This window comes from Mycolicibacterium aichiense (assembly GCF_010726245.1).
Lineage (GTDB): Bacteria > Actinomycetota > Actinomycetes > Mycobacteriales > Mycobacteriaceae > Mycobacterium > Mycobacterium aichiense.
Genome location: NZ_AP022561.1, coordinates 2,981,994 through 3,005,469, shown reverse-complemented (window position 1 = coordinate 3,005,469; position 23,476 = coordinate 2,981,994). Strand labels below are relative to the sequence as shown.

The following is a 23,476-nucleotide window of genomic DNA, read 5'->3' as shown; positions in this document are numbered from 1 at the left end:
CTTAGGCAAGCCTTGCCTAGTCTGTAGACACCAGACCAACGGACCGAGCCGGAGTTTCTGAGGGCTGCAGAAACCCCCGGTCCATGCCGAGGACGGGCCCCGCGTTCACCCGCGGGGCCCGTCCCTCGTCTCGGCGCGGCTGGTGTAGACACAGATGCGTGCAATCAGAGCAGTCGCCGAGCGAGCAGATCGCTTTCTCCGCCCCGTTCGACAACGAACTCGGGCTGGTGTTCACCGAACTGACCGTCGACGGCGCCAAGGCGCAGCTGGACGTGCAGCCCAAGCTCCTGCAACCGATGGGCATCGTCCATGGTGGGGTGTACTGCTCGATGATCGAGTCGATGGCCAGCACGTCGGCGTTCGTGTGGCTGTCCGCCAACGGCGGCGGCAACGTCGTCGGCGTCAACAACAACACCGACTTCCTGCGGGCGATCTCCGGCGGCACCGTGTACGGGGTGACCGAGCCCGTGCATCGCGGCCGTCGCCAGCAGCTGTGGCTCGTGACCATCCGCGACGACAAGGATCGCCTCGTCGCCCGCGGACAGGTGCGCCTGCAGAACCTCGAGCCCGAGGCCTGAGCGACCTCGCCGCCCTGCTGATCCCGTGCGGGCGTGGCAGGATCGCGCACTATGCAACTGACACCGCACGAGACCGACCGGTTGCTGCTGTCCTATGCCGCCGACCTCGCCCGGCGCAGGCAGGGGCGCGGGCTGAAGCTCAACTACCCCGAAGCGGTTGCGCTGATCACCGATCACGTGCTGGAAGGCGCCCGTGACGGTCGCACCGTGGCCGAGCTGATGGTCACCGGGCGTGAGGTGCTGGGCCGCGACGACGTGATGGAAGGTGTGCCCGAGATGCTGCACGACGTGCAGGTCGAAGCCACCTTCCCGGACGGCACCAAGCTGGTCACCGTCCACCACCCGATCCCGTGAGTCAGTGGAGGGCAGCATGATTCCCGGTGAGGTCTTTGTCGGCGACGGTGACATCGAGATCAACGCCGGCGCCGCGCGGATCGAGTTGGAGATCGTCAACACCGGCGACCGGCCGGTGCAGGTCGGCAGCCACGTACACCTGCCGCAGGCCAACGCCGCGCTGTCCTTCGACCGGGCCGCCGCGCATGGACACCGCTTCGACATCCCGGCGGGGACCGCGGTTCGCTTCGAACCCGGTGTGGCGCAGCGGGTTCAGCTGGTGCCGTTGGCCGGCTCGCGCGAGGTTCACGGACTCAGCCTCACCCCACCCGGAAAGTTGGACGCATGACAGAGCTGTCCCGGGCCCGCTACGCCGCGCTGTTCGGGCCCACCACCGGTGACCGGATCCGCCTGGCCGACACCGACCTTCTCGTCGAGATCACCGAGGATCGCAGCGGCGGTCCCGGTCTGGCCGGCGACGAGGCGGTGTTCGGCGGGGGCAAGGTGCTGCGCGAGTCGATGGGTCAAGGCCGCGCCACCCGCGCCGACGGCGCACCGGACACCGTGATCACCGGTGCGGTGATCATCGACTACTGGGGAATCATCAAGGCCGACATCGGGATTCGTGACGGCCGCATCGTCGGCATCGGCAAGGCGGGCAACCCCGACATCATGTCGGGTGTGCACCCGGATCTGGTGGTCGGTCCGTCGACGGAGATCATCGCAGGCAACGGGCGCATCGTGACCGCGGGGGCGATCGACTGTCACGTCCACCTGATCTGCCCGCAGATCATGGACGAGGCCATCGGCAGCGGCATCACCACGATCGTGGCAGGCGGCACCGGGCCCGCGGAGGGCTCGAAAGCCACCACCGTGACCCCGGGCGCCTGGCATCTGGCCCGGATGCTGGAGTCGCTGGACCACTGGCCGCTGAACATCGCGCTGCTGGGTAAGGGCAACACCGTCAGCCACGAGGCGATGTGGGAGCAGTTACGTTCGGGTGCAGCCGGTTTCAAGCTGCACGAGGACTGGGGCACCACGCCCGCCGCGATCGACGCCTGCCTGACAGTGGCCGAGGCCGCCGGGGTTCAGGTCAACATCCACACCGACACCCTCAACGAGGCCGGCTTCGTCGAGGACACCCTGGCCGCGATCAAGGGCCGCAACATCCACGCGTATCACACCGAAGGCGCCGGTGGTGGCCACGCGCCGGACATCATCACCGTCGCGGCCTATCCGAACGTGCTGCCGAGTTCGACCAACCCGACCCGGCCGCACACGGTCAACACCCTCGACGAACATCTCGACATGCTGATGGTGTGCCATCACCTGAACCCCAGTGTCCCTGAGGATCTCGCGTTCGCCGAGAGTCGCATCAGGCCCTCGACGATCGCCGCCGAGGACCTGCTGCACGACCTCGGGGCGATCTCGATGATCGGCAGCGACTCCCAGGCGATGGGCCGCGTCGGCGAGGTGGTGCTGCGCACCTGGCAGACCGCCCACGTGATGAAACGCCGCCGCGGCGCTTTGGCAGGCGATACGGTGGGAAACAATGGCGCCGACAACAATCGGGTGCGCCGCTACGTGGCGAAGTACACGATCTGCCCGGCGCTGGCCACCGGCATCGACCATGAGGTCGGCTCGGTGGAGGTCGGGAAGCTGGCCGATCTGGTGCTGTGGGAGCCGGCGTTCTTCGGGGTGCGCCCGCACGCGGTGCTCAAGGGCGGCATGATCGCCTGGGCGGCGATGGGCGACGCCAACGCCTCCATCCCGACTCCGCAGCCGGTGCTGCCGCGCCCGATGTTCGGCGCCGCCCCGGCCGCCGCGGCCGCCACCTCGGTGCACTTCGTCGCCCCGCAAGCCATCGAGGACGGGCTGGCCGACCGGATCGCGGTCAACCGAAAGCTGGTGCCGGTCGGCAATGTGCGCGCCATCGGCAAGGCGCAGATGCCGCTCAACGACGCGCAGCCCCGCATCGAGGTCGACCCCGACACGTTCACCGTCCGCATCGACGGTGAGGTGTGGGCCGAACAACCCGCCACCGAACTGCCGATGGCGCAACGCTACTTCCTGTTCTGACGGTTTCCATGTCGTCTCTCACCACGTTGCTGGCCCTGGCCGACTCGCGGCTGCCGACCGGCGGCCACGTGCATTCCGGCGGGGTGGAAGAAGCGGTCACCAGCCGGTTGGTCGTGGACCTGGAGACGTTGGAGGCCTATCTGCGCCGCCGGATCCGCACCAGCGGACTGGTGACGGCGTCGGTCGCGGCCGCAGTGCATCGCGACGATCTCACCGTGGCAGAGGCCGACGCCGAAACCGATGCGCGCACACCGTCACCCGCGGCCAGGGGGGCCTCCCGCGCTCAGGGCCGCGGACTGCTGCGGCTGGCGCGGCGGGTCTGGCCCGCACCGGGGCAGGGATGGGCCTGGGACGAGCTGGGCGCCCGCCCGCACCTGGCGGTGACCGCCGGCCGGGTCGGGGCGGTCAGCGGGCTCGACCCTTTCCAGAGCGCGCTGTCGCTGGTGTACACCACGATGACCGGCACGGCCACCGCCGCGCAGCGGCTGCTGGCGCTCGATCCCGCCGACGTCGCGGCGCTGACGTTCAGCCTCGCGCCGCTGTGCGAAGACACCGCTGAGCTGGCCGCCGCGGGATTGGCCGACCTGTCCGATCCGCTGCTCGACGAACTCGCGCAGCGGCATATCCAACGCGAACGACCGCTGTTCGTCTCCTGAAAGAAGCTGTATGCCTCCACATTTCATTGATGGCCAGCCGCACGTCCACCCGGACCGGCCCAAGCGGACCCGGCAACCGGGGGAGCCGTTGCGAATCGGGATCGGCGGCCCGGTCGGTTCGGGCAAGACCGCGCTGGTGGCCGCGCTGTGTCGCCAGCTGCGCGACGAACTGTCGCTCGCGGTGTTGACCAACGACATCTACACCACCGAGGACGCCGACTTCCTGCGCCGCCACGCGGTATTGCCCGACGACCGGATCGCCGCCGTGCAGACCGGCGGCTGCCCGCACACCGCGATCCGTGACGACATCACCGCCAACCTCGACGCCATCGACGATCTGATCGCCGGACACGACGACCTGGACCTGATCCTGGTGGAATCCGGCGGCGACAACCTCACCGCGACGTTCTCTTCCGGTCTGGTGGACGTCCAGATCTTCGTCGTCGACGTGGCCGGGGGAGACAAGGTGCCGCGCAAGGGCGGTCCGGGGGTGACGTTCTCGGATCTGTTGGTGGTCAACAAGACCGATCTGGCTCCGCTGGTCGGCGCCGACCTGGAGGTGATGCGCCGCGACGCCGCCAAGGTCCGCGAGGGTAGGCCTACGGAGTTGATCTCGCTGACCGCCGATCCGGCGGCATCCCCGGTGCTGGCGTGGGTGCGCGAGCAGCTGCGCGTCAACCAACTCACCTGAGCCCCAATGCGTTCTGATGTCATGGTGGTGGCGCAGCCGGGACGGCTGCCCCGCATCGAATGCCGTGGGGCCCTGGCCGCGCGGCACACCGAACCCGACACCGTGCACCTGGTGTCGGCGGCCGCGACGCCGTTGGGCGGGGATGTCATCGCGATCCGCATCGTCGTCGAACCCGGTGCCCGGCTGCGGCTGCGCAGTGCCGCCGCGACGGTGGCACTGCCCGGTGCCGCCACCACCGACTCACACGCGTGCTGGCACATCGAGGCCTGCGGTGAGCTCGACCTCGACCCCGAGCCGACGATCGTGGCTGCCAACGCCCGGCATGTCAGTGAGCTCAGGGTCGGGCTGGGCGACGCGAGCCGTCTGCGGATCCGGGAACGCGTGCAGATCGGCAGAACCGGTGAGCGTGAAGGCTTTTGGAGCGGTGCCATGCGCGCAGACGTGGCGGGCGTGCCGCTGCTGAGACATCGGGTGGAACTCGGGCCGTCGTCGGTGGCCGACGACGCTCTCGGCAGTCCGCTGGCCTGTGTGAGCGAGCTGCGTTACCCCGAGCCCGCGGCCGACGCCGCCGGAATCACCTTGGCCTTGGCGGCCGGTGGCAGCCTGTCGACGTGGCAGGGGCAGCGGCTCTACTCGTGACGGCCGGCCAGGGTCAGCACCAGGCGGGCGCCGCCCAGCGGGCTGGTGGTCAATGACGCTGTGCCGCCGTGTAATTCCGCCTGCTGGGCGACCAGGGCCAATCCTAGTCCCGACCCGGACCGCGACGCGGTCGAGCCGCGGGAGAACCGCTCGAACACCGCGGCCCGTTCGTCCTCGGGGACCCCGCTGCCGTCGTCGTCGACGGTGATCTGGACGCCGTCGGCCGAACTGGACACCGACAGCTGAACCTCGGTGGCCCCGCCGTGCTTGACCGCGTTCGCGATCGCGTTGTCGATCACCAGTCGCAGCCCGACCGGCAGTCCGACCATCAGCACCGCGGGGGAGGGCACCAGTGACACTTTCAGTTCGCGGTAGATGCGCTCGGCGTCGTGTGCGGCGCGGTCGAGCAGTTCGGTGACGTCGAACGGGACGAAGTCCGCGGCAGTGGTCAGCTCGCCCTGCGCCAGCCGCTCCAGCGCGGTCAGCGTGGCTTCGATGCGGCTCTGGGTGCGGATGACATCGCCGATCACCTCGTTGCGCTGCTCGGGCGCGAGGTCGAGGGTGGAGAGCACCTCGAGGTTGGTGCGCATGGCGGTCAGCGGGGTGCGGAGCTCGTGGGAGGCGACGGCCGCGAAGTCACGGGCGGACTCCAGTGCAGCCCTGGTGCGATCCTGCTCGTCGCCGATGCGGGCCAGCATGCCTTCGACCGCCTCGGCGATCTCCACGGCTTCCTTGACGCCGCGCACCTGGACCTCGTCGGGGTTGGACTGGGCGTTGATGGCGCGGGCCTGCTGGGCGAGCACCCGGAACGGGTTGATCATGATCAGCGAGATCAGCCAGCCCACCAGGACGGTGCCCGCGATGACCCCCGCGCAGATCAACAGCACCCGCAGATGCAGTTCGGCGATCCGCCGCTGCGTTTCGGCCAGGGGAGCGCCCAGGGCGATCGTGGCGCCGCCGACGGCGAAGGTCCGCACCCGGTACTCGACGCCGTCGATCGTGGTGTTGGCGTAGCCGTTGCCCAACTCCGGCAGCACCACGTCGGCCGGTACCGACATCGCCATCGCGCCCACCCGGATGGTGCGCACCAGGTTTCCGTCGGGAGTGGGGGTGCCGCCGGCGTCCGGCTTCGACGTCGTCAGCAGCGAACTCACGTCGCCGAGGCTGCTGACCGAGTCCAGCCGGCGGTCCAGCTGGCTGTACTGGTCGTTGGTGACGCCCAGCCACACCCAGGTGCCCAGGGTCAGGACCAGGACCACGACGGACAGCGCCGCGACGATCACGATCGTGCGCAGCGACAGCATCCGGGTGGGGAGCCGCTGCAGCACGCGGTAGACGATCTCGTCGGGCTTCACGACCACGCCGACCACCTTAGGGTGCGGCGTGCGACGAACGTGGGACCGCGCCGGGGCGCGGCTAGATCACGCCGGGCGCCAGCGGGCGCTGAATCAGGCCGCAGCGGTTGCGGAAATCGGTCGACGGCTGGCGGATGCCATCCAGCTCGGCCCGGACCTGCGGGTTGGCATCGAGGTACTGCTGCGTCTGAGCCTTGACCTGATCCTTCGGCAGCCCCTGCAGGCCGGTGAAGAATCCGTTGACGTCCGGGTGCGTGAACAGATAGTTCGACATCGCCGCCGACACTCCTGCCATGATCCCGGTCATGTCCGCGGTGGTGCAGTTGGGCGGCGGGTCGGCCGCGGCCGGGCCTGCCAAGATCACCGAAGCGGGGCCGGCAACGCTGAGCAACACCGCGCCGGCGCCGATCGCTGCCGCAGCCGCGCGACGCACGGAACGATTGGATGTCATCGAGCCCCCTTGTAGTCAGACTGTCGTCGCCGATCATGCTAAGGCAGCCGGTGGCTGAACACGCTCATTTCGCCTGCGCTCACGGGCAACTCCCAGTAGCGCAGGCTTGCTCAGCTGGCGGCTTTCTCGTCCTCGACCGCAGCGGCGATCTCCTGGAGTTGCTCGATTGTCGTGCGGGCGTAGGCCTGCTGCTCGGTGATCGTCAGCTGACCGCGGTGGCTGCCGATGAAGGTGCTGATCCACGACAACGAGGTGGTGAGCCGTGCCTTGAACCCGACCAGGTAGATCAGGTGCAGGAACAGCCAGGCCAGCCAGGCGATGAAGCCGCCGAACTCGATCTTGCCGACCTTGGCGACCGCCGAATACCGCGACACCGTGGCCATCGAGCCCTTGTCGAAGTACTGGAACGGCTCACGGGCGGCCGGGTCGGCGCCCTTGAGTTCGGCCTTGATGAGCTTGGCGGCGTACTTGGCGCCCTGGATGGCGCCCTGTGCCATGCCGGGAACGCCCTCGACGAAGGCCATGTCACCGACCACGAACACATTCGGGTTGCCCGGAACGGTGAGGTCGGGCAGCACCTTGACCCGGCCGGCCCGGTCGATCTCGGCACCGGACTGGTCGGCGATGATCTTGCCCAGCGGGCTGGCCGACACGCCGGCCGACCACACCTTGGTGGCGCATTCGATCCGATCGAGGCTGCCGTCGCCGCGCTTGACGGTGATGCCGTTGCGGTCGACGTCGGTGACCATGGCGCCGAGCTGGATCTCCACGCCCAGCTTCTCCAGCCGGTCGGCGGCCTTCTTGCCGAGCTTCTCGCCCATCGGCGGCAGCACCGCGGGGGCGGCGTCAAGCAGGATCACCCGGGCGCGGGTGGAGTCGATGTGGCGGAACGCACCCTTGAGGGTGTGGTCGGCGAGTTCGGCGATCTGCCCGGCCATCTCCACGCCGGTGGGGCCGGCGCCGACGACGACGAAGGTCAGCAGCTTTTCCCGGCGGACGGGGTCGCTCGACCGCTCGGCCTGCTCGAAGGCGCCCAGGATCCGGCCGCGCAGTTCCAGCGCGTCGTCGATGGTCTTCATACCCGGGGCCCACTCGGCGAAGTGGTCATTGCCGAAGTAGGACTGGCCCGCCCCGGCGGCGACGATCAACGTGTCGTACGGGGTTCGGTAGGTATGGCCCAGCAGGATCGAGTCGACGGTCTTGTTGGCCAGGTCGACGTTGGTGACCTCACCGAGCAGAACCTGGCAGTTGCGCTGGTCGCGCAGCACCACGCGGGTCGGCGGGGCGATCTCGCCTTCGGAGATGATGCCCGTCGCCACCTGGTACAGCAGCGGCTGGAACAGGTGGTGAGTGGTCTTGGCGATGAGCTTGATGTCGACGTCGGCTCGTTTGAGCTGCTTGGCGGCGTTCAGGCCGCCGAATCCCGAACCGATGATGACGACCTTGTGCTTATCCGATGGGGTGGCACCGGGGTGGGTCATTTCTGCTCCTCAACGACTTGCACAGGACACCTACTACGGTAGTCGCCCGGGCAATGGGTTTCTCACCCATACCCGGGCCAATCGGGTGATGTGGACCACCTATTCGGGCCTACCCGCCGAGCAGGGGCCGCACGACCTGCGCGACGGCGGTGATGCGACCGGGGTGATAGCCGTCCAGGTGGGTGACCGGACTGAGGATGACGCCGTCGACGCCGGCGTCGAGCACCTTGGTCTTGAGCTGGTCGGCGATCTGCTCCGGGCCGCCCCAGACCGCGCGCTGCTTGACGTCGGCGGGGATGAAGTCTTCGGTGATGTTCTCGTCGATGAGCGCGAAGACGAGCATGCTGGTCTCGAGTGCGCTCGGGTCACGGCCGACCTTCTCGCACTGCTCGTTCTTCACCTGGACCTTGCGGGCGAGCTCGTCGAAGCCGCAGACCAGGTTGAGGTGGTCGAAGTGCTTGGCGGCCAGCGGGATTGTCTTCTTCTCGCCGGTGCCGCCGATCATCAGCGGGATGTGGTCGCGCAAGCGCGGGTTGGCGAACGCCTCGTTGGTTCGGTAGTAGGTGCCGTCGACTGTGACCCGCTCGCCCTCGAGCATCGGCAGGATGATGTCCAACGCCTCGTGGAGCTTGTTGAACCGGTCGGTGAAGGTGCCGAACTCGTAGCCCAGTGAGTCGTGCTCGAGCTCGAACCAGCCGGTGCCGATGCCGAGAACGGCCCGGCCCTGGCTGATCACGTCGAGGGTGGTGATGGCCTTGGCCAGCAGCGTGGGGTTGCGGTAGGTGTTGCCGGTGACCAGCGTGCCCAGCTGGACCCGCTGCGTCGCATTCGCCAGCGCGCCCAGCGCGGTGTAGGCCTCCAGCATCGGTTCCTCGGGAGCGCCGAGGCTGGGCAGTTGATAGAAGTGGTCCATCACGAAGACGGCGTCGGCGCCGGCCGCTTCGGCTTCCTGCGCCTGAGCGATGACCGTCGGGAACAACTCCGGAACACCGGTGCCGTAGGAGAAGTTGGGGATCTGGATCCCGAGTCGAATCGTCACGGACTCGACGTTAGCGCCCGCCGGCGAACGTCAGGTGAACCGAACCGTCAGCCGAAGTTGGCGAGGGCGCCCCGGCCGACGTGCACGGTCTGTCCGGTGATGTGCCGGGCCGCGGGCGTGGTCAGGAACAGTGCGAGGCGGGCGATCTCGGCTGCCACCGACGGCGGGGTGCTCGACAGCCCGTCATAGGACGGCTCGGCGCTGCGGCCGCACGCCACGGTGTTGACGGTGATGCCGCGGGTACCGAAGTAATCCGCTTGTCCCGCAGTCCAATTCGACAGCGCGGCCTTGACCGCGGCGTCGGCGCCGCCGTCGCGGGGATTGTCGGGCACCACGGTGACGATCGATCCGCCCGACCGCAGGTGATCACCGATGTTCTGCACCAGCAGCACCGCGGACAGGACGGTGGCATCCAGCGCGGTTCGCCAGGCCTTCGCGGTGTCGCTCAGGCTGAAGGTGCGGGGGTCGCCGCCGGCCCAGGCAGGTGCGGGCACGTGAACGATGGTGTCCAGGTGATGCGGGAACTCACTGCGCAGTCCACCCAACGTCTCCGCATCGGTGGCGTCGCACACGATCGCGTCGACGTCGAGTTCCTTGGCGGCCACCTCGAGATCATCGCGGCGTGCCCCGCTGATGACGACCTTGTGGCCGGCGTCGCGAAAACCTTCCGCAATCGCCCGACCCAGTTCGGTGTCACCTCCGGTGACCAGCACGTCCATCCCGTCAACCTCCTTGTTGGATTACAGCGAAATGTTACTGGACGGTAGCTAAAGAGGCCAATGCCGCGCCGACACGATCCGGACACGACATGGCGTTTCGCCCTAGGGTGTGTCGGGTGAAGCGCAGCCGGGCGCACCGGACGCAGCCGCCGCTGCCGCGGTGGGTCTATGTGCCCGCAGCGCTGGGCGCGGCCTTCGTGGTGCTGCCGCTGGCGGCGATGGCGGTCAAGGTCGACTGGACGAACTTCTGGTCCCTGATCAGCAGTCCTGCGTCCCGGGCCGCGCTGCTGCTGAGCCTGCGCACCGCGGCGGCCAGTACGGCGATGTGCGTGATCATGGGTGTTCCGATGGCGCTGGTGCTGGCTCGCAACGACGGCCGGATCGTGCGGGCGTTGCGACCGCTGATCCTGTTGCCGCTGGTGCTGCCGCCGGTGGTCGGCGGTATCGCGTTGCTGTATGCGTTCGGCAGGCTCGGTCTGTTGGGCAGCTATCTGGAGGCGGCGGGCATCCGGATCGCGTTCACCACCAGCGCGGTGGTGCTGGCGCAGACGTTCGTCTCGCTGCCCTTCCTGGTGATCGCGCTGGAGGGCGCGGCCCGCACCGCGGGCGCCGACTACGAGATCGTGGCGGCGACGCTGGGGGCACGGCCGGCGACCGTGTGGTGGCGGGTGACGCTGCCGCTGCTGATGCCCGGCCTGGTCTCCGGCGCCGTGCTGGCCTTTGCCCGCTCGCTCGGCGAGTTCGGGGCCACGCTGACCTTCGCGGGGTCGCGACAGGGCGTGACCAGGACCCTGCCGCTGGAGATCTATCTGCAACGGGAGAGCGACGCCGACGCGGCGGTCGCCCTGTCGCTGCTGCTGGTCGTCGTTGCCGCGGTGGTGGTGCTGGGCCTCGGGGCGCGCCGGCTGTCCGGCTGGACCGGCAGTGGCTGAGCTGCAGTTCGCGGCCGCGGTGGCCGAGCGCTCGTACGAGGTGGCATTCGAGGTCGCCGCCGGGGAGGTGCTGGCCATCCTCGGGCCGAACGGTGCGGGTAAGTCCACCACGCTGCACGTGATCGCCGGTCTGCTGCAGCCGGACTCGGGCCGGGTCTGCGTCGGCGGCCGCACGCTGACCGACACCGCGGCGGGGATCTCGGTGCCGACCCACGACCGTCGCGTCGGCCTGCTGCTGCAGGATCCGCTGTTGTTTCCGCACCTGGACGTGCAGGCCAACGTCGCGTTCGCGCCGCGCAGTCGCGGTGCGGGCCGCGCGGCGGCCCGGCACGCCGCCGCGCAGTGGCTGGCCGAGGTGGGGTTGGCCGACCTCGCCGACCGCAGGCCGGATCAGCTCTCCGGCGGGCAGGCGCAGCGGGTGGCGATCGCCCGTGCGCTGGCCGCCGAGCCCGATGTGTTGCTGCTCGACGAGCCGCTGGCCGGACTCGATGTCGCGGTCGCGGCGTCGGCGCGGGCGCTGCTGCGGCGGGTGTCATCGGACGGGCGCGCGACGGTGTTGATCACCCACGACCTGCTCGACGTGCTGACGCTGGCGGACCGCGTGATGGTGCTCGACGCCGGCGGCGTCGCCGAGATCGGCGCGGTCGGCGAGGTGCTGGCGGCGCCGCGCAGCAGCTTCGGCGCCCGTATCGCCGGCGTGAACGTCGTGCGGGGGATGGCCGCCGGTCCGGACGCCCTGCGTGCTGTCGATGGGACGTTGTGGCACGGCAGACACGCCGATGCGTCGTCCGGCGACGGTGCGCTGGTCGCGGTGTTCACCCCGGCGGCGGTCGCGGTCTACCGCGACCTGCCGCACGGTAGCCCGCGCAACAGCGTCGAGATCCGGGTCGCGGAACTCGACGCCGACGGCGCGCGGGTGCGGGTGCGCGGCCAGGAACAGGCCGACGGCGCGCCCGGCCTGGCGGCCGACATCACCGCAGAGTCGGCGGCGGCCTTGCGGCTGGCCGCAGGCGACTCGGTGTGGTTCACAGTCAAGGCACAGGAGGTCGCCTTGCACCCCGCAGCGCGCTGACGACGCGTCGGCGACCTGCGTGATCGGCCGATTTTGTAAGCTCGCAACAGCGTTACAGGGCGTCACATCGTGAGCAGGCCACACTTGCGTCACGGCCGTAACACGGTAGGTTCATCGCCATGACGCAGCCGGACTCGATTTCGCGACGGCCAGGCCTGTGGACGGCGTTCGCGGTCACCGCGGTGACCGCCGCCACCGCCGTCACGATCGCCCTGCCGTCGTCGACCGCCGTCGCGGATCCCTCGACGCCGACACCCACCACGGCGGCACCCGCCGTCCCGCCGGCGACGCCGCCGGCCACCGATCCCAATGCCCCGGTCGCACCGCCGCCTGCGGATCCCAACGCCCCGCCGCCGCCGCCCGCGGACCCCAATGCACCGCCGCCGCCTCCGGCCGATCCGAACGCCCCGCCGCCGCCGCCCGCGGACCCCAATGCACCGCCGCCGCCTCCGGCCGATCCGAACGCCCCGCCGCCGCCCGCGCCGCTCGAGCCGGGTCGGGTCCCGAACGCATCGGGTGGTTTCAGCTACCTGCTTCCCGCCGGCTGGGTGGTGTCGGACGCGTCGCGGCTCAACTACGGCCAGGCGCTGCTGAGCAAGACCACCGCACCGGCGGAGAACGGGCAGCCCGCACCGACCGCCAATGACACCAGCGTCATCCTCGGCAGGCTGGACCTGAAGCTGTTCGCCGGCGCCGAGCAGGACAACAGCAAGGCCGCGATCCGGCTCGCATCGGACATGGGCGAATTCTTCATGCCGTTCCCCGGCGTCCGGCTCAACCAGCAGAGCGGCGCGCTGCAGGCCGGTGATATGCCGGGCTACTTCTCGTCCTACGAGGTGAAGTTCACCGACACCACCAAGCCCAACGGCCAGATCTGGGCCGGTGTGGTCGGCACCTCCGTCCCGAACGCGCCGCGCGACCAGCGCAATCAGCGTTGGTTCGTGGTGTGGCTGGGCACCGCCAAGGATCCGATCGATCCGGCCGCCGCCAAGGCGCTCGCCGAGTCGATCCGCCCGTACACGGCGCCGCCTCCGCCGGCGGCAGATCCCAACGCGCCGGTGGCCGATCCGAACGCGCCGCCACCCGCCGCGGGTGGGCGCATCCCGCTCGGTGTTCCCGTCCCGGTGGAGACGCCGGTGCCCGGGATGACCCCCGGCCAGTAGGTGATCGTGGCCGTTTGATGCGGCCAATCGTTACCTGCCAGGCGTATACCAAGGGATAGCGGCCGGCATTCACGCTGGCCAGCGATCCGGAGGAGACCGTCATGGACATGGTTGCAGCGACTGAATTCCTCGCCCGTTCGACGACGCTGACCAGCGTCGGCTGGATCGGCTACATCATCATCGGCGCGCTGGCGGGCTGGATCGCCGGCAAGATCGTCAAAGGCGGCGGCTCGGGAATCCTGATGAACATCGTCATCGGGATCGTGGGCGCGCTCGTCGGCGGGTTCCTGCTGAGCTTCTTCCTGGACACCGCCGCGGGCGGATGGTGGTTCACCCTGTTCACCGCGGTCCTTGGCTCGGTCATCCTGCTGTGGATCGTCGGTATGGTCCGCAAGACCTGATGCGCGCCTGGCGGGTACGCCGGCCCGGGCCGATGCGCACTCATCCACTGGAACTGGACAGTGCCGCACCCGTCCCGCGGCCGGCGCCGGGCGACCTGTTGGTGGCCGTGCTGGCCTGCGGCGTCTGTCGCACCGACCTGCATGTCACCGAGGGTGACCTGGCTGTGCACCGCCCGCACGTGACACCCGGGCACGAGGTGGTCGGCGAGGTGGTCGCCGTCGGATCCGACGTGGGTGCGGAATTCGTCATCGGCGACCGGGTCGGCATCGCGTGGCTGCGCCACACCTGCGGGGTGTGCCAGTACTGCCGACGCGGCGCGGAGAACCTGTGCCCGAACTCGCGCTACACCGGGTGGGACGCCGACGGTGGCTATGCCGACTTCGCCACTGTGCCTGCTGATTTCGCCCACCGACTGCCGGCGGGCTACACCGACAGCGAGCTGGCCCCGCTGCTGTGCGCCGGGATCATCGGCTACCGGTCGCTGCTGCGGGCCGAACTCCCGCCCGGGGGACGGCTGGGGCTCTACGGATTCGGCGGCAGCGCCCACATCACCGCGCAGGTGGCGCTGGCGCAGGGCGCCGAGGTGCACGTCATGACGCGTGGCACCGAGGCGCAGGAGCTGGCGCTGAGCCTCGGGGCGGCGTCCGCCCAGGGTGCGGCCGACCCGCCGCCGGTCCCGCTGGACGCGGCGATCATGTTCGCCCCGGTCGGCGAGCTGGTGCTGCCTGCTCTCGAGGCGCTCGATCGCGGCGGGACGCTGGCGATCGCGGGCATTCACCTCAGCGACATCCCGGCGCTGAACTATCAGCGCCACCTGTTCCAGGAACGTCAGGTCCGGTCGGTCTCGTCGAACACCCGCGCAGACGCCCGCGAGTTCCTTGCCTTCGCGGGCCGCCATCGCATCGAGGTCACCACACCGGAATATCCGCTCGGACAAGCCGACCGGGCCCTGACCGATCTGGTCGAGGGTCGGATCGCGGGGGCCGCGGTCCTGCTGCCGTGACCTAGAGGGCGGCCAGCACTCCGCGCAGTCCGGCGGCCAGGCTGCCCCGCCCGCTGCGGTACAGCGGACCGGTTCCGTCGGACAGCAGGATCCGCAGCCTGGCCATGCCGCGCGCCCGCACGGGTTGCGGGGCGTGCAGCCGCAGGGTGATGTCGTCGACCACGTCGCGGCAGATCGCCAGCCGCTGCGGGTGCACCGGGATGTGCGAGGAGAATGCCGGCCGGTCGCGGTGCAGGTCGGCGAGGGCCTGGCGCAGACTGCGGGCGAGCGCTTCGCGTTCGGCGATCGAGGTCAGTCGCGCCATGTGGACCGCCAGCGGGCTGCCGGGCAATGCCGCGATGCCGTCATCGACGTCACGGTCGAGCCGGCCGGCGAACAATCGGGCCCGTAGCCGCGCGGTGACCGTCGCGTCCCGGTCCGACGCGGCCGGCGCGGGGGCGTCGAGGCCCCCGGTCAGCCGGGTGTTAATCTCGCCGAAGTTGTCGTGAAATTGGTTGAGCCCCATGGGCGTTTCCTGTTCCGAGCAGGCCTCGTTGCCTCACTCTAAATGACCACCCAAAACGTTACACCGGTCATTCGTGACCAGTCAAGTTGTTTTGATGGTCACCGGTATCTACACTCGACGGCATGGCCGACTGGCTGGCAGACCCCGAGAGCAAGCCGGCGCCGGAGCCGCTCGCCCGGGTCCAGGCGCTGGTCAACACCGCCGACCTGGAATCCGGCGCCGACCGGCTGGCCGCCGCCGGCGACGCGCAGCCCTGGTTGCGATCCCATGGCCTGCTCCCGGTAGATGGCACTGTCACGCCGCAGGAGCTGGACGAGATCCGTGAGGTGCGAGAGGCGCTGCGCGCACTGCTGGTGCACAACGCGGGCGGTCCCGCGCCGACCGCCGACGAACTGCGCCCGCTGAGCCGGATCACCGACAGCGCCACCGCGCGGGTGCATCTGGGTCCCGACGGCGCGCTCGATGTGGCCGCGGACGCCGATTCCCTTCCGGGGCGGCTGCTCTCGCTGCTGCTGATCGTCTCGGAGGCCCAGCGCGACGGGACCTGGGCGCAGCTGAAGGCGTGCGGCAACGCGAACTGCCGGTGGGCGTTCTATGACCGCTCCCGAAACCACGGCGGTACGTGGTGCGATATGGCCACCTGCGGCAACAAACTCAAGAACCGGGAGTTTCGCGCGCGGCGCAGCCGAACCTCAGGTTGACAGGTGCCACACCAGCGCGGCGGCCAGTGCGCCGAGGCCGTTGAGCGACCAGTGCAATGCGATCGGCGCGATCAGGCTGCCGCTGCGCCGCCGTAGCCAGGTGAAGACGAATCCGGCCGCGCCGGTGGCCAGGACCGCCATGACCACCCCGGCGAGCATGCCCAGGAACCCGCCCCCGAACAAACGCGTGAAACCGACGTTGCTGCTGGTCAAGCCCAGTGAACTCGCGACGTGCCACAACCCGAACAGCAACGACCCCGCTGCGGCCACGCCCCGGAAGCCCCAGGCCCGGTCCAGCGCGCCGTGCAGCACGCCACGGAAGGCGAGCTCCTCGGGGATGACGGTCTGCAGCGGAATGATGATCATCGAGGCGACCAGGGCGCCGGACAGCGTCGCGTAGTGATTGTTCAGGAACATCGGGCGGGTCCAGGGGAGCAGCGCGCCGACGGCGATCACGGTCAGCACCAGCAGCACCGCACCCAGCGCGTAGAGCGCGCCGGACCTCCAGTGTTCGCGACCCAATCCCAGTTCGGCCCAGCCCAATCCGCGGGAGCGCACCAGCACCAGCAAGCCGGCGGCAGCGGCGGGCACCACAGCGATGTTGGCCCACGGCGTGGTGAAGTGGGCGAGCAGGTTACTCATGGCGAGCACGACGACGACGACGCCGATATCGACGTAGACGCGGAAGTGATGCAGGGCGGCCAGCTGCAGCGCGTGCGGATGGGGAGGCGCGGCCACCGCGCTGTGCTCGGACATAACCCGCCCGAGTGTACCCGCGCTCAGCAGTGCTCCAGCAAAGTTCTACTCGTTGTCCCCGCCGGTCGCGGCGGTGGCGTCGACCGCCGCGGTGATCTGGCCGCCGCGCGCATCCGGCCATACCCAGTCGCGTACCTCGGGGATGTCGTCGCCGTGGGTGCGGGTGTATTCGCGGGCGGCGAGCCGCTTGTCGACCATCTGCTGGCGCAGAGTTGCGCAGCTCGACTGCAGGTGCGGCACTCGGTCGATGACGTCGATGACGAGGTGGTAGCGGTCCAGGTCGTTGAGCATCACCATGTCGAACGGCGTCGTGGTGGTGCCTTCTTCCTTGTACCCGCGAACGTGGATGCGGCTGTCGTTGCTACGGCGGTAGGTCAGCCGATGGATCAGCCAGGGGTAGCCGTGATAGGCGAAGATCACCGGCTTGTCCGCGGTGAAGACGCCGTCGAACGCCCGGCTCGACAGTCCGTGCGGATGCTCGGTGTCGTCCTGTAGCCGCATCAGGTCGACGACGTTGACGAACCGGACCCGCAGCTCCGGCAGGTGCTGGCGCAGCAGGTCGACGGCGGCCAGCGCCTCCAGCGTCGGGACGTCACCGGCGGCCGCGATCACCACGTCGGGATCTTCCCCGATCGTCTCGTTGCCGGCCCACTCCCAGATGCCCAGGCCGCGAGTGCAGTGCGCGATCGCCTCCTCCATGGTGAGGAAGTTGGGGTGCGGCTGCTTTCCTGCGACGACGACGTTGACGTACTGGCGCGAGCGCAGGCAGTGGTCGTAGGTGGACAGCAGGGTGTTGGCATCCGGCGGCAGGTACACCCGCACCACTTCGGCCCGCTTGTTGACGACGTGGTCGATGAAGCCCGGGTCCTGATGGCTGAAGCCGTTGTGGTCTTGGCGCCAAACATGGCTGGACAGAAGGTAATTGAGGCTGGCGATCGGCCGGCGCCACGGGATGTGGTTGGTCACCTTCAGCCATTTGGCGTGCTGATTGAACATCGAGTCGATGATGTGGATGAACGCCTCGTAGCAGTTGAACAGCCCGTGCCTGCCGGTCAGCAGGTAACCCTCCAGCCAGCCCTGGCATTGATGCTCCGACAGCATCTCCATCACGCGCCCCGCCCGGGCCAGATGTTCGTCGACCTCGGGTCCGAGCAGCTCGGCACTCCACTGCTTGTCGGTCACGTCGAAGACCGCCTGCAGCCGATTGGACGCGGTTTCGTCGGGCCCGAAGATCCGGAAGTTGTCCGGGTTGAGCCGGATCACCTCGGTCAGCCACTGGCCGAGCACCCGGGTGGCCTCGGCGACCGTGGCACCCGGTGCGGGCACATCCACCCCGAACGTCCGAAAGTCGGGCAGCCGAAGGTCTTTGAGCAACAATCCGCCGTTGGTGTGCGGGTTGTCGCTCATCCGCAGCTGACCTTCCGGCGCCAGCGCGGCGATGTTCGGGTCCAGCGTGCCGTCGGCGTCGAAGAGTTCCTCGGCACGGTAGGACGCCAGCCAATCGGCCAGCACCTGCAGGTGCTCAGGGGTGTCCCGGGCGCTGGCCAGCGGGACCTGGTGCGCACGCCACGATCCGGTGGTCTTCTTGCCGTCGATGTAGGCCGGGCCGGTCCATCCCTTGGGGGTGCGGAACACGATCATCGGCCACGCCGGCCGGTCGTCGGAGGGCGAGGCCTTGATCTCGGCGATCCGGTCCAGCACCTGGTCGAGCAGGGTGGCGAACCGGCGATGCGCGTCGGCGTGATCGGCCGCCGCGTCCTCGGTCACCTCGAAGAAGTAGGGCTCGTGGCCGAATCCGACCATGAGGCTGCGCAATTCGTCGTCCGGGATGCGTGCCAACACCGTGGGGTTGGCGATCTTGTATCCGTTGAGGTGCAGGATCGGCAGTACCACCCCGTCGCGGGCGGTGTTGACGAACTTGTTGGAATGCCAGCTGGTGGCCAGCGCACCGGTCTCGGCCTCGCCGTCGCCGACCACCGCGACCACCAGCAGGTCCGGATTGTCGAAGGCTGCCCCGTAGGCGTGCGACAGCGCGTAGCCGAGCTCGCCGCCCTCGTGGATCGACCCGGGGGTCTCCGGGGCGACGTGGGAGGGGATGCCACCGGGGAAGGAGAACTGGCGGAACAACCGCCGCAGGCCCTCGGCGTCCCGGGTGATGTCGGGGTAGGTCTCGGTGTAGGTGCCGTCCAGGTAGGCGTTGGCCACCAGGCCGGGGCCGCCGTGACCGGGTCCGCTGACGTACACCGTCGACTGCTCGCGCGCCTTGATGGTGCGGTTGAGGTGGGCGTAGAGGAAGTTCAACCCCGGCGTGGTGCCCCAGTGGCCGAGCAACCGGGGTTTGACGTCCTCGCGGCTGAGCGGAGTGCGCAGCAGCGGATTGTCCAACAGGTAGATCTGTCCGACCGAGAGATAATTGGCTGCCCGCCACCAGCCGTCGAGTTGGTCAATGGTCTCTTCGCTTATCGAGTCCATGAGTCCATCAAACCCTGATCGCGGCGACCGCGCTGCCGGGGCACCGATTGTTCACTACTACGCTGTCCGACGTGCTCGGCTTGGCGATGGACTCGTGACCGCTCCTGCGCTGCTCGCCGGCGTGCGAGTGCTGGACCTGTGCGACCAGACCGGCGACCCGGTCACCCGGTTGCTGGCCGACCTCGGCGCCGATGTCATCAAGGTCGAGGCGCCGGGCGGTAGCCCCGCCCGCCGGGCGCTGCCCACCCTCGACGGCGTCAGTATCCCGTTCGCATTGCACAACGCGAACAAACGCAGCCTGGTGCTCGATCCCGCCGCCGACGCCGACCGGCACCGGTTCGTCGAGCTGGCCGGCAAGGCCGACATCCTGGTCGACAGCGGCACTCCCGGATCGGTGGCGGCTTTCGGCACCTCCTGCGCCGAGCTTGCCGACCAGTTCCCGCAGCTGGTCGCGATGACGGTCACCGACTTCGGCACCGAGGGGCCACGGGCGTCGTGGCGGGCCAGTGACGCGGTGCTCTACGCGATGTCCACCGCGCTGTCCCGGTCGGGACCGATGACGGGTACGCCGGTGCTGCCCCCGGACGGTATCGCCTCGACCACCGCGGCCGTGCAGGCGGCGTGGGCGGTCCTGGTGGCGTACTTCAACCGGTTGCGCTGTGGGACAGGCGATTACATCGACTTCTCGCGGTTCGACGCGGTGGTGCTGACATTGGACCCGCCGTTCGGGACGCAGGGTCAGGCCGCGACGGCCCGCAATGCGGCCGAACGGTGGCGTGGCAGGCCGCGAAATCAGGATTCGTACCCGATCTTCGCGTGCCGCGACGGTTATGTGCGGATCTGTGTGCTGGCGCCCCGGCAGTGGCGCGGCATGCGGGCGTGGCTGGGGGAGCCGGAACAGTTCCAGGACCCGATCTTCGACTCGATTGCCGCCCGCACCAAAGCCTTCGGTGAGCTCGGTCAGTTGATGGCCGCGCTGTTCGCCGATAAAACGATGGCTCAGCTGGTTGCCGAGGGTCAGGCGCACGGCGTGCCGATCGCCGCGGTGCTGACTCCGTCGCAGGCGCTGGAGTCCGAGCATCTCACCGAGGTCGGCGCGCTGCTCGACGTCGAACTGGCGCCGGGCGTGACGGCTCGGGTGCCTGCCGGCTACTGGGTGGTCGACGGGAGCCACGCTGGGTACCGCGCACCGGCACCCGGCCTCGACGGCAGCGACACCCATTGGGCGTCAGCGCAATTCGCACCGGACGCCACCCAGCCGGTGGGGTGCCGGCCGCTGGCCGGGGTGCGCGTGCTGGATCTCGGTGTGATCGTCGCCGGCGGCGAACTCAGTCGGCTGTTCGGCGACCTCGGCGCCGAGGTGATCAAAATCGAGAGTGCCGGCTACCCCGATGGCTTGCGCCAGAAGCGTCCCGATCAGCAGATCAGCGAGTCGTTCGCCCGCGCCCATCGCAACCAGCTCGGTCTGGGTCTGGAACTACGCAGCCCCGCCGGTTCCGAGGTGTTCGGCAGGCTGGTGGCCGCCTCCGACGCGGTGTTCGCCAACTTCAAGCCGGGAACGCTGGCCGCCCTTGGCTTTTCCTCCGAGCGACTGCGGGAGCTCAATCCCGGCCTGATACTGGCGGAAAGCAGCGCGTTCGGTGACACCGGGCCGTGGAGCAAGCGTCTGGGGTACGGCCCGCTGGTGCGCGCGACGATCGGCGTGACGCGGCTCTGGACGTCGCAGGAGCCGCCGGCGCCTACTGCGCGGCATGCGTTCTACGACGCTACGACGATCTTCCCCGACCATGTGGTGGGGCGGATCAGCGCGATCGGGGCGCTGGCCGGCCTGATCCGCCGCGAGCGCGACGGCGTCGGTGCGCGGACACACGTGTCGCAGGCCGAAGCCGCGATCAACCAACTCGACACCCTTTACGTCACGCTGGCCGCCGCCGCGGCCGGAGCCGGGGACATCGAGCCGGACCCCACCGAACATCTGGTACTTGCGTGCGCCGGGGATGACGAATGGTGCGTGCTGTCCATTCGGTCCGATGCCGATCGCGAGGCGGTGGCCGCCGTCGTCGGTGACACGGAACTGGCCGAGTGGACCAGGGAACGCTCGCCGCTGCAGGTTGCCGAGGCGATGCAGGCCGCCGGGGTGCCCGCCGGCCCGATGAACCGGGTCGGCGACCTGGCCGACGACCCGCAGCTGAGCTTGCGAAAAGTGTTCAGCGACATGGTCCATCCGCTGCTCGAGCATCCGCTGCCGACCGAGGCCGGTCCGGCGCCCTACCGTCACATCCCGCCCGCGCCCCAGCGCCCCGCGCCGCTGCCCGGGGCAGACACCCGCCAGATCTGTCGCGACGTGCTGAACATGACGGCCGACGAGATCGACCAGCTGATCGCCGACGGCGTGTTGTTCGCCGCGGCCGCCGAAACCCAGGAGCGATGAGATGAGCACCGCCGCAGAGATTTTCGTCGACGGAAAGTTCCTCAAAGCCGGTCAGGTGCAGCCGGTGATCGAAGCGGCGACCGGTGAGCCGCTGGGCGACGGCGCCAGCGCCACCGAGGCTGAAATCGACGCCGCGGTGGCCGCCGCGCGGGCCGCGCTCGCGCAGTGGCAGTCCACCTCGCCCGATCACCGGGCCGACGTGCTCACTGCTTTCGCTGCGGCCCTGGAGAGCCGCGCCCGATCCACCGACGAACTGGTGAGCCGCGAGAACGGCATGCCGATGTCGCTGTCGCGCGGTGCCAACGGCCGGTTTCCGGCCGCTCTGGTGCGCTACTACGCGCAGCTGATCACCGAAACGCCGATCGAGGAGATCCGCCCGAGCATGATCGGGCACACCGTCGTGCGCCGGGAAGCCGTCGGCGTGGTGGCCGCGATCGTGCCATGGAACTATCCGCAGGCCCTGGCCGCGTTCAAGCTGGCGCCCGCGCTGGCGGCCGGCTGCACGGTGGTGCTCAAGGCCGCCCCCGAAACCGCGTTGGACGCCTTGGTGTTCGCCCAAGCCGCCGAAGAAGCCGGGCTGCCTGCGGGCGTACTCAACGTCGTTCCCGGCGGTGCGGCCGCCGGCGCCTACCTGGTGTCGCATCCGGGCGTGGACAAGGTCACGTTCACCGGGTCGACGGTCGCCGGCCGTGCGATCGGCGAGGTGTGCGGCCGGCTGCTGCGCCCGGTCACCCTGGAGCTGGGCGGAAAGTCGGCGGCGATCATCCTCGACGACGCCGACCTCGACGCCACCATGACGGGTCTGCGGAACGCGTCGTTCGTCAACAACGGCCAGACCTGCCACCTCAGCTCGCGGATCCTGGCCCCCCGATCGCGCTACGGCGAGGTGCTCGACGCCCTCGTCGGCATGGTCGGTGCGCTCACCGTCGGTGACCCACTGGACAAGTCGACCGATATCGGTCCGCTGGTCAGTGCCCGCCAACGCGAACGGGTGCTGGGCTACATCGAGTCCGGGAAAGCAAGTTCGGCGAAACTGGTTGCGGGCGGCTCGGTTCCGGCCGATCAGCCGCGCGGCTGGTTCGTCTCGCCGACGGTGTTCGCCGACGTCGACAACTCCGATCGGATCGCCCAGGAAGAGATCTTCGGTCCGGTGCTCGCGGTGATCCCGTACGACGGTGACGACGAGGCCGTCGCGCTGGCCAACGACAGCGAGTTCGGTCTGGCCGGCACGGTGTGGTCGACCGACGACGAGCGGGCCACCGAGATCGCCCGCGCGGTGCGCACCGGCACCGTCGGGATCAACGACTACCAGCTGGACTTCCGTGCGCCGTTCGGGGGAGTGAAGGCCAGCGGCATCGGCCGCGAGCTGGGCCCGGAGGGACTGGACGCGTTCTTCGACCTCAAGTCGATCTACCGGGTCGGACCCGCAGACGACTGAGTGGCCACCCGTGCCGCGGTACGCGTCACGAATGGCCACTCAAGCTAGGTGTGTGGTTAACCCGGTGCCAGCCCGAGCTATGCCGTGCTAGCCCGTGCTATCCCGTTCCCAGGCAGCCCACGCCGTTGACGCAGCCGCCGGCTCCGCCCGGTCCGGCACCGCCCTGGACGCCCGGAGCCGATCCGCTCACGCCGCCGGGTCCGGCGCCGCCCTCGACACCTGGAGCCGATCCGCTGACACCGCCCGGTCCGGCGCCGCCCTCCACGCCGGGCGCCGTGCCCGTCACGCCACCGGGGCCCGCGCCGCCGTTCACGCCGGGTGCCGTGCCCGTCACGCCACCGGGCGCTGTGCCCGTCGCGCCACCGGGTGCGGTGGTGTCACCGCCGGCCGGACTGGTCGTCACGACCACCGAGGAGGTGGGCGACGTCGTCGTGGTCGTCGTCGACGTGCTCGTCTTCGAGCTGTCATCGCCTCCGCCACAGCCGACGGCAAGCGTCAGCACCGCGGCACCGCCGACGAATGTCATAGCGGCCCTTGAAATCACTCCCGATCGCACAGCCATGCGGCCCTCACTTCCTTG

The 23,476-nt window shown here is 69.5% G+C and carries 24 protein-coding genes; 15 read left to right on the top strand and 9 right to left on the bottom strand.

The window, feature by feature from the left end; all coding sequences use genetic code 11:
• The first annotated feature begins 158 nt into the window (after positions 1 to 158).
• Genes G6N32_RS14635 through G6N32_RS14605 form a run of 7 tightly spaced genes read left to right on the top strand, consistent with a single transcriptional unit; the run spans position 159 to position 4,976 of the window.
• Entirely contained in the window at positions 159 to 578 is a 420-nt protein-coding gene (locus G6N32_RS14635) for a PaaI family thioesterase (RefSeq protein ID WP_102806329.1), read from the top strand.
• 51 nt (positions 579 to 629) lie between these two features.
• Positions 630 to 932 (top strand): urease subunit gamma, encoded by a 303-nt coding sequence (locus tag G6N32_RS14630; protein WP_115320204.1) that lies wholly within the window; start codon positions 630 to 632, stop codon positions 930 to 932.
• Between the two features lie 16 nt (positions 933 to 948).
• The gene (locus G6N32_RS14625; protein ID WP_115321210.1) at positions 949 to 1,260 is read left to right on the top strand and encodes an urease subunit beta; all 312 of its coding nucleotides are present in this window, start codon (positions 949 to 951) and stop codon (positions 1,258 to 1,260) included.
• Positions 1,257 to 2,990: an urease subunit alpha gene (locus G6N32_RS14620; RefSeq protein WP_115320203.1), complete on the top strand. Its 1,734-nt coding sequence runs from the start codon at positions 1,257 to 1,259 to the stop codon at positions 2,988 to 2,990. Before G6N32_RS14625 ends, G6N32_RS14620 begins: the two co-directional genes overlap by 4 nt.
• Positions 2,991 to 2,998: 8 nt before the next feature.
• Positions 2,999 to 3,646 carry an urease accessory protein UreF gene (locus G6N32_RS14615; protein WP_115320202.1) on the top strand — a complete coding sequence of 216 codons (648 nt, stop codon included), beginning with the start codon at positions 2,999 to 3,001 and terminating at the stop codon, positions 3,644 to 3,646.
• Between the two features lie 10 nt (positions 3,647 to 3,656).
• Positions 3,657 to 4,337: an urease accessory protein UreG gene (ureG, locus tag G6N32_RS14610; protein WP_115320201.1), complete on the top strand. Its 681-nt coding sequence runs from the start codon at positions 3,657 to 3,659 to the stop codon at positions 4,335 to 4,337.
• A gap of 6 nt (positions 4,338 to 4,343) precedes the next feature.
• Entirely contained in the window at positions 4,344 to 4,976 is a 633-nt protein-coding gene (locus tag G6N32_RS14605) for an urease accessory protein UreD (RefSeq protein WP_115320200.1), read from the top strand.
• Here G6N32_RS14605 and G6N32_RS14600 read toward each other — a convergent pair.
• The 5 genes from G6N32_RS14600 to G6N32_RS14580 form a co-directional block, all read right to left on the bottom strand.
• Entirely contained in the window at positions 4,967 to 6,280 is a 1,314-nt protein-coding gene (locus G6N32_RS14600; protein WP_115321208.1) for a sensor histidine kinase, read from the bottom strand. The two genes, G6N32_RS14605 and G6N32_RS14600, sit on opposite strands and share 10 nt — an antisense overlap.
• 112 nt (positions 6,281 to 6,392) lie before the next feature.
• Positions 6,393 to 6,782, bottom strand: coding sequence for a heme-binding protein (locus G6N32_RS14595; RefSeq protein WP_115320199.1), 390 nt, complete (start codon positions 6,780 to 6,782; stop codon positions 6,393 to 6,395).
• 110 nt (positions 6,783 to 6,892) lie between these two features.
• On the bottom strand, positions 6,893 to 8,263 hold the full coding sequence (locus G6N32_RS14590; protein WP_115320198.1) for a type II NADH:quinone oxidoreductase Ndh: 1,371 nt from the start codon (positions 8,261 to 8,263) through the stop codon (positions 6,893 to 6,895).
• Positions 8,264 to 8,372: 109 nt separating this feature from the next.
• The gene (locus G6N32_RS14585; protein ID WP_115320197.1) at positions 8,373 to 9,302 is read right to left on the bottom strand and encodes an LLM class F420-dependent oxidoreductase; all 930 of its coding nucleotides are present in this window, start codon (positions 9,300 to 9,302) and stop codon (positions 8,373 to 8,375) included.
• 47 nt (positions 9,303 to 9,349) lie between these two features.
• A complete protein-coding gene (locus G6N32_RS14580) occupies positions 9,350 to 10,021 on the bottom strand; it encodes an SDR family oxidoreductase (protein WP_036345000.1) in 672 nt (223 codons plus the stop codon).
• 116 nt (positions 10,022 to 10,137) lie between these two features.
• Between G6N32_RS14580 and G6N32_RS14575 the strand changes: the two genes are divergently transcribed.
• From G6N32_RS14575 to G6N32_RS14555, 5 genes are all read left to right on the top strand, one after another.
• Positions 10,138 to 10,953, top strand: a complete 816-nt coding sequence (locus G6N32_RS14575; RefSeq protein ID WP_172507294.1) for an ABC transporter permease — start codon at positions 10,138 to 10,140, stop codon at positions 10,951 to 10,953.
• Positions 10,946 to 12,025 (top strand): sulfate/molybdate ABC transporter ATP-binding protein, encoded by a 1,080-nt coding sequence (locus G6N32_RS14570; protein WP_115320196.1) that lies wholly within the window; start codon positions 10,946 to 10,948, stop codon positions 12,023 to 12,025. Before G6N32_RS14575 ends, G6N32_RS14570 begins: the two co-directional genes overlap by 8 nt.
• A 119-nt stretch (positions 12,026 to 12,144) precedes the next feature.
• Positions 12,145 to 13,188 carry an APA family fibronectin-binding glycoprotein gene (locus G6N32_RS14565; protein ID WP_115320195.1) on the top strand — a complete coding sequence of 348 codons (1,044 nt, stop codon included), beginning with the start codon at positions 12,145 to 12,147 and terminating at the stop codon, positions 13,186 to 13,188.
• A 101-nt stretch (positions 13,189 to 13,289) separates the two neighbouring features.
• Positions 13,290 to 13,589, top strand: a complete 300-nt coding sequence (locus tag G6N32_RS14560; RefSeq protein WP_115320194.1) for a GlsB/YeaQ/YmgE family stress response membrane protein — start codon at positions 13,290 to 13,292, stop codon at positions 13,587 to 13,589.
• Positions 13,589 to 14,593 (top strand): zinc-binding alcohol dehydrogenase family protein, encoded by a 1,005-nt coding sequence (locus G6N32_RS14555; protein WP_115320193.1) that lies wholly within the window; start codon positions 13,589 to 13,591, stop codon positions 14,591 to 14,593. The genes G6N32_RS14560 and G6N32_RS14555 overlap by 1 nt, the downstream gene beginning before the upstream one ends.
• 1 nt (position 14,594) lies before the next feature.
• Here the strand turns inward: G6N32_RS14555 and G6N32_RS14550 are convergent, their stop codons facing one another.
• Complete coding sequence (locus G6N32_RS14550) at positions 14,595 to 15,098, bottom strand: hypothetical protein (RefSeq protein ID WP_232077116.1); 504 nt, start codon at positions 15,096 to 15,098, stop codon at positions 14,595 to 14,597.
• Positions 15,099 to 15,220: 122 nt separating this feature from the next.
• Here G6N32_RS14550 and G6N32_RS14545 point away from each other — a divergent pair, with 122 nt between their 5' ends.
• On the top strand, positions 15,221 to 15,799 hold the full coding sequence (locus G6N32_RS14545; protein WP_115320192.1) for a CGNR zinc finger domain-containing protein: 579 nt from the start codon (positions 15,221 to 15,223) through the stop codon (positions 15,797 to 15,799).
• Here G6N32_RS14545 and G6N32_RS14540 read toward each other — a convergent pair.
• Together G6N32_RS14540 and G6N32_RS14535 are read right to left on the bottom strand one after the other, a co-directional pair.
• Positions 15,791 to 16,555, bottom strand: coding sequence for a CPBP family intramembrane glutamic endopeptidase (locus G6N32_RS14540; protein ID WP_115320191.1), 765 nt, complete (start codon positions 16,553 to 16,555; stop codon positions 15,791 to 15,793). The two genes, G6N32_RS14545 and G6N32_RS14540, sit on opposite strands and share 9 nt — an antisense overlap.
• Positions 16,556 to 16,600: 45 nt before the next feature.
• Positions 16,601 to 19,027: a phosphoketolase family protein gene (locus tag G6N32_RS14535; RefSeq protein WP_115320190.1), complete on the bottom strand. Its 2,427-nt coding sequence runs from the start codon at positions 19,025 to 19,027 to the stop codon at positions 16,601 to 16,603.
• 94 nt (positions 19,028 to 19,121) lie between these two features.
• Between G6N32_RS14535 and G6N32_RS14530 the strand changes: the two genes are divergently transcribed.
• Positions 19,122 to 21,458 carry a CaiB/BaiF CoA transferase family protein gene (locus G6N32_RS14530; RefSeq protein WP_232077115.1) on the top strand — a complete coding sequence of 779 codons (2,337 nt, stop codon included), beginning with the start codon at positions 19,122 to 19,124 and terminating at the stop codon, positions 21,456 to 21,458.
• Position 21,459: 1 nt separating this feature from the next.
• The gene (locus tag G6N32_RS14525; protein WP_115320188.1) at positions 21,460 to 22,896 is read left to right on the top strand and encodes an aldehyde dehydrogenase; all 1,437 of its coding nucleotides are present in this window, start codon (positions 21,460 to 21,462) and stop codon (positions 22,894 to 22,896) included.
• A gap of 97 nt (positions 22,897 to 22,993) precedes the next feature.
• On the opposite strand, the gene G6N32_RS14520 is transcribed toward G6N32_RS14525, so the two are convergent.
• Complete coding sequence (locus tag G6N32_RS14520) at positions 22,994 to 23,422, bottom strand: hypothetical protein (protein ID WP_115320187.1); 429 nt, start codon at positions 23,420 to 23,422, stop codon at positions 22,994 to 22,996.
• Positions 23,423 to 23,476 lie beyond the last annotated feature (54 nt).